Annotated in this window: 2 protein-coding genes and 2 pseudogenes; all 4 read right to left on the bottom strand. The window is 49.5% G+C overall.

The genetic code is table 11. The annotated features are described in order from the left end of the window. Nucleotides 1-506 (bottom strand): aminopeptidase (locus STRDD11_RS14420; RefSeq protein WP_241209392.1); only part of this gene is annotated, 506 nt, incomplete at its 3' end. Between the two features lie 41 nt (nucleotides 507-547). Next, nucleotides 548-2345, bottom strand: a pseudogene (locus STRDD11_RS07885) (serine hydrolase domain-containing protein). 163 nt (nucleotides 2346-2508) lie between these two features. Next, on the bottom strand, nucleotides 2509-4290 hold the full coding sequence (locus STRDD11_RS07875; protein ID WP_128836872.1) for a serine hydrolase domain-containing protein: 1782 nt from the start codon (nucleotides 4288-4290) through the stop codon (nucleotides 2509-2511). A 122-nt stretch (nucleotides 4291-4412) separates the two neighbouring features. Further along, nucleotides 4413-5770 (bottom strand): annotated as a pseudogene (locus STRDD11_RS07870) (serine hydrolase domain-containing protein); the annotation flags it as partial.

Here is a 5770-nt window from a genome sequence, read left to right as displayed (position 1 = left end):
GTCGCTTCTTCCTCGTCCTTGGCTTGGGGGAAGACTTTCTGGGCCCAGGCTTGGCCGGCTGCAGCGGCCATAGTCCAGCAGATTTTCTTAGACTGGGCAGCGGCCATGAGGGGCTGGGAGATCTTAGCAGTGGTCTGGACAAATTTTGCCAGCCGATCTGCTGGGATATTCATGAGAGCGTCAGGATTGGAGGACAGGATATGGAGATAGCTGACCTTTTGGTCCAAGAAATAGTCCATTTCGGCCAGCTTGTAGTCTGGCACACTTTCCAAGCGCTCCGGCCAAGTGTGCAGGAGCTGTTGCTGCTGGACTGGCTCATCTGTCCACTGGACGATCACTTCTTGTGCATCTGCGGCATAGGCTTCTTTGACAATCAAGCGGGCCAAGGCAGCCTGCTCAACATCAATATTTAGGAAGACGGTTTGGCCCGGCTGAACATTGATGCCGTTGGTCACCAAAATCTTGGCGTATTTTGCTAGGTTTTCTTGAAAATTTGCTAGAGTCATGTTATTTTTTCCTTTCTTGATAAAGCAGAGCTTTTTCATGATTAGACCACCCACCACTGATAGAGGGACCAGTAGAGGATGTTGACCACGATGGCTAGGGCCGAGAGGCTGGTCAGAACAGTCAGGACTTTCCCGCTACGGCTGAGCTGGGACTTGGCTTTCGTCAAAAACGGATAGATCGCACAGCCAGCCAGCAACAAGCCCAGTCCGGCAAAGACCATGTAACGCCACTGACTAACTACACTATAGTCCGAAGCATCCATAGCGCTTTGAAGGAGGAGCAGGAAATTACCGGCAAATGCGGTTATGCCTGCCGCTGTCAGGATTTGCCAGATTTTCAGGGCACGTGCTTGACTGCTTTTCTTTTTGCCAAGGATTAGCCGATAAAGTCCCAGCAGGAGACGGACTAGCAGACTGCCCAAGGCATAAAGAACACTGAGACCGGCCAAGGCAGCCAGACCATACTGGGTCCAGATTTCCCAGTCAGGGACTTTCTCCAAATCACTGACCGAGGTAGCGATTCGGGTTTTTCCCTTATATTTATAAAGGGTCCAAAAAGTGCCATCTAGTTGCTCAGAGGATGAATCCTTTAGCTCAAATGTAACATTTGGAAGGAGTTGGGTCCAGGTCGCTGGCCCTTGATTGTAATTGCGAAGCACTCGGTAATAACCTGGTTCAAACTCTTTCTTAGTCTCAGCACTGGCCGTCTGCAGCTTGCCAAAGATTAATTCAGGCATTTGGTAATTGTAAATCTGCTCATTAAATTGATTGGTCATAATCACCTGACCGACGCCCTTCTTGAGGTCCAGACGAAGATAGCTGGAAAATCCATTTGTATTACCGCCATGACCCAGAACTGTGACGCCGTATTCATTGGCCCAAAATCCATGGGCATTGCGAACAGTGTCTGTGCCGGGATAGGTCAGGCTAGTAGTGTACAGAGTCGTCCAGGTCTCAGGCCGGTTAAAGAGAGTTCTGTGAGATAGCAAGGCTTGGGCAAATTTCTGCAGGTCATCCAGGGTCCCTGTAGCCCGCCCGGCTGGATAGAGGCCGACTTCGTAGGGGGCATCACCTATGAGTTCCCCTTCACTGGTGTAGCCTTTGTCTTCCTTGCGCTTCTTCTGCACATAGGCATTGTCAGATAGATTAGGCAGGATTGCTGTCCGGTCCATGTCCAGCGGCCGGAAGATGTGCTCATGTACATAGTCTACATAGGTCTGACCGGAAATCCGCTCGACGATATAAGCGGCCAGACTTGTGCCGTAGTTGGAATAAATGGTTGTCGTGCCCGGCTCGAAGGACTGGATAGGCTGATAGTCGCTGAGCAGTTCTTTTAGGTTGCTCTTATCGCCTTTTAAGTAAAGTGGTGTATCATCAAAACCGGCCTGATGGTTCATGAGGTCCAGCATGGTGATGGGCTTGTCGTAGCGGAGATTGCGCAGAAAACCCTCCGGCAGATAGGTGCGAACGTCTTCCTCTAGGTCAATTTTTTCCTTCTTCCCAGAGCTGCATGACGGAAACCCAGACAGTCAGTTTGGTGACCGAACCCCATTCAAAGACGCTGTCATCATCAGCCTTGACCTTGTTTTCCTTGTCCATGTAGCCGAAGTTGCCTCGGTAAATGGTACCGTTGGTGTCGAAGATTGCTGTTTCCATTCCGGCAGTCGTTTTTTCATGTTCCTTGACAAAATTCTCGATTTTCTGGCCAATCTGACTGCGGTCTGTGCCCGAAGGCAGCTTCTGATCCTCGGCCAAGGCAGTGACTGGCCGAAACAATCCCAGCGTTAAGATGATTAAAAGTGTGAGAATAAATATTTTTTCATCAGATTTCCTTTCTATTTTCTTTTTCACTAATCTTTTATAGCAAAAGCAAGGCTTCTACAGCATTTTCCCTACTCAATTATAGTAAAAGTAAGGCTTCTAAAGACCTTTTTGACCTTTCAGACCAGTCTATCGCCCTTTTTTAACCATCAGAGATTTTTCATCCGATTTCCTTTCATCATTAGACCACCCACCACTGATAGAGGGACCAGTAGAGGATGTTGACCACGATGGCTAGGGCGGATAGGCTGGTTAGGATAGTTAGGGCCAGCCGGCCTCTGCTCAGTCGGTTTTTAATCTTAGTTATCAAAGGGTAGACCAGACTAGCAATCAGTAAAATTCCCAGCCCTGCAAAGACCATATAGCGCCAAGGCTGCATGATAGCAGTCTTGCTGACGGCCATGGTGGCAAAGATGAGATAGGAGTTGAAACCTGCGCCAAGACTGGTCAGCGTGGTTAGGTAATTCCAGATTTTTAAGTCTGTCGGTGCCTTGGCGGGAGTCTTTCTGACTAGACGGATGAGATCAGCTGCTCCGCTGATGATAAGGTTGATGAAGGCATAGACTAGGCCGATAAAGAAGAGGAGATACATGGTGTAGTCCATATAGGCCTCCATGTCTGTAATCTTGTAGCTATCCCCATAGGCAGCCGTTACCATCTCCTGACCGTCTTTCCTGCTGAGGACAGCATAGTCCTGACTGAGGAGGGAATTGTCCCTACCTTTAGAGGCATAACTGGTGTACAAAAATCCTCTGGTAATAGACATGGGGCCAGTCGCAAAGTAGCGCGCCCGGCGGTAGAAGCCGGGTTGGAAGGCTTCAAAAGTAGATTTGTCCGTTTTTTTCTTGAGTCCAAAAATCAGCTCCGGCATCGTTTCGTTATAGATAAGTTCTTGGGCTTGATTGGTCATAACAGCATAGCCGACTCCGTTTTTCAGATCCAGCAGGATTTTAGAGGAGAAACCGTCGGTATTGCCTCCATGGCCAACCACACTTGTGCCGTATTCCACAGTCCAGAAGCCGTGCATATTGAGCGGCAGGTCTGTGCCGGGATAGGTGGAGCTGGCGGAGTATAGAGTGTCCCAAGTCTCCGGCCGCTGAAAGAGTTTATCCTGCTTGAGAAGGGCCTGGGCAAATTTCTGAAAATCTTCAAAAGTGCTGGTCGCCTGCCCTACTGGGTATAAGCTGAGGTAAAAGATGGATGGGCCCTGAGCTTGGCCGTTGGCATTGTAGGCCTGACCTTCCTTGCGTTTGTCACGGACATAGGCATTGTCAGATAAGTCTGGCAAGAGGGCAGTCCGGTCCATGCCCAGCGGCTGAAAGATATGCTGGTGGGCATAGTCTGAAAAGCTCTGCTTGCTGATTCGTTCGACGATATAGGCGGCTAAGCCTGTCCCGTAATTAGAATAGGCAGTCTTGCTGCCGGGCTCAAAAATTTGCGCCGGCTGTTTCGTGGCCAGGAGTTCCTCCATACTCTTTTGCTCAGAGTTCATGGCTGCTGATGATTCCTCAAAGCCTGCCTGATGGTTCATCAGGTCCAGCATGGTGATGGGCTTGTCAAAGCGGAGAGTTTTTAGAAAATCCTTGGGCAGATAGGTGCGGATGTCTTCTTCAAGGTCAATCTCACCTTCCTCCCAGAGCTGCATGACTGACACCCAAACGGTTAGTTTAGTGACAGAGCCCCATTCAAAAACGCTGTCGTCATCGGCCTTGACGCCTTTTTCCTTATCCATGTAGCCAAAGTTACCCCGGTAGATAGTGCCGTTTGTATCAAAGACAGACATTTCCATACCGGCGGTCGTTTTTTCATGTTCCTTGACAAAGTCCTGAATCTTCTGGCCAATCTGATTGCGGTCTGTGCCAGACGGTAGCTTTTGTGATTCTTCGGCCAGCGCGGTGCTTGGCTGGAAAAGTCCCAGACTGAGGATAGTCAGAAGCCATAAAAATACTCGTTTTGTTATCATATCGTACTCCTTTTTAAACTATTTCAGATTTAGCTATTGCAGCAGTAAACTAAGAGGGCGAGGATTAGGATGATGAAAATAATTAGAATACTTGATTTTTTCATAGGATGTTCCTTTCATTGTTAGAAGACCCACCACTGATAGAGGGACCAGTAGAGGATGTTGGCGACGATAGCTAGAGCAGACAGACTGGTCAGGACGGTTAGGATTTTCCCGCCTCGGCTGAGCTGGAATTTGTGCAGGAGCGGATAGACGGAACAGACAGCCAAGACCAGGCCTAGTCCCGCAAAGACCATATAGCGCCAAGGGCTGACGCCGCTGAAATCGTTCTTCAAAACTGCCTGGAAAACCAATAAGAGCTGAAGCGGAACAGCTATGGTAGCCAGAGAAGCCACATAATTCCAAATCTTCCAAGCTTTGGAAAAACCTTTGTTCTGCCTGCCTGAAATGAGACGGATACTGTCTTTCAAAAGGCTATACAAGAGATTTCCCAGAGCAAAAAGACTGGCCAGAAGTCCCAAACCTGTAAGGGCATAGTCTGTAAAGAGCTCCGTGTCAGAGACCTTCTCAAAGTCAGAGGAAGACAGAGACAATATCGTCCGTCCGCTGCTGTCATCAAGGGTCCAAAATTCATCTTTGAGTGCATCTGGACTGCTGAACCGATCAAGGAAGGGAGGGACGATTTTCGCAATAGACAGGGGCCCGCTGTTAAAAATCCTGAAAGATCGATAATAGCCGGGCTCAAAATTCTTTTGGGTGGCTGGACTGGCTGTTTTTCGCTGGCCGAAGACCAGTTCTGGCATAGCGAAATTATAGCGCTCTTCAATGGATTGATTGGTCATGACAATCATGCCGACCCCCGACTCAAGGTCTAGCAAGAGATTGGCAGAAAAGCCGACCGTGTGGCCTCCTTGGCTCAGGACAGAAAGGCCATACTCACTGGTCCAGAAGCCGTGGGCGTTTCGGACCATGTCTGTGCCCGGATAGGTAGAAGTGCCGGTATAGAAGGTCGTCCAAGTCTCCAGCCGCTGGAAAAGTGTTTCCCTTTTGAGAAGCGCCTGAGCAAACTTTTGCAAATCCTCCAGTGTACCGGTCGCTCTGCTGGCTGGATAGAGTCCAAATTCCAAGTTGGTGCTGCCCAAGAGCTGGCCTTGGCTATCATAACCTATAGCTTCCCTGCGTTTGGCCTGCACATAGGCATTGTCAGACAGGTCCGGCAGGATGGCAGTCCGGTCCATGCCCAGCGGCTGGAAGATATGCTCATGGACATAATCGGCGAAGCCTTGGCCAGAAAGCCGCTCCACCATGTAGGCGGCCAGCCCTGTCCCATAGTTGGAATAAGCTGTGACGGTGCCCGGCTCAAAGGACTGAATGGGCTGGTAGATGGTTAAAATCTCTTTCAGGCTCTTGTCGCCCTTCAGATAATGGGGCTAGTATCAAAACCTGTCTGATGATTCATGAGGTCCAGCATGGTGATGGC

Source organism: Streptococcus sp. DD11, from assembly GCF_001578865.1.
Lineage (GTDB): Bacteria > Bacillota > Bacilli > Lactobacillales > Streptococcaceae > Streptococcus > Streptococcus panodentis.
Note: the sequence above shows the minus strand (reverse complement) of the source record. Positions and strands in the feature narration are given on the sequence as shown.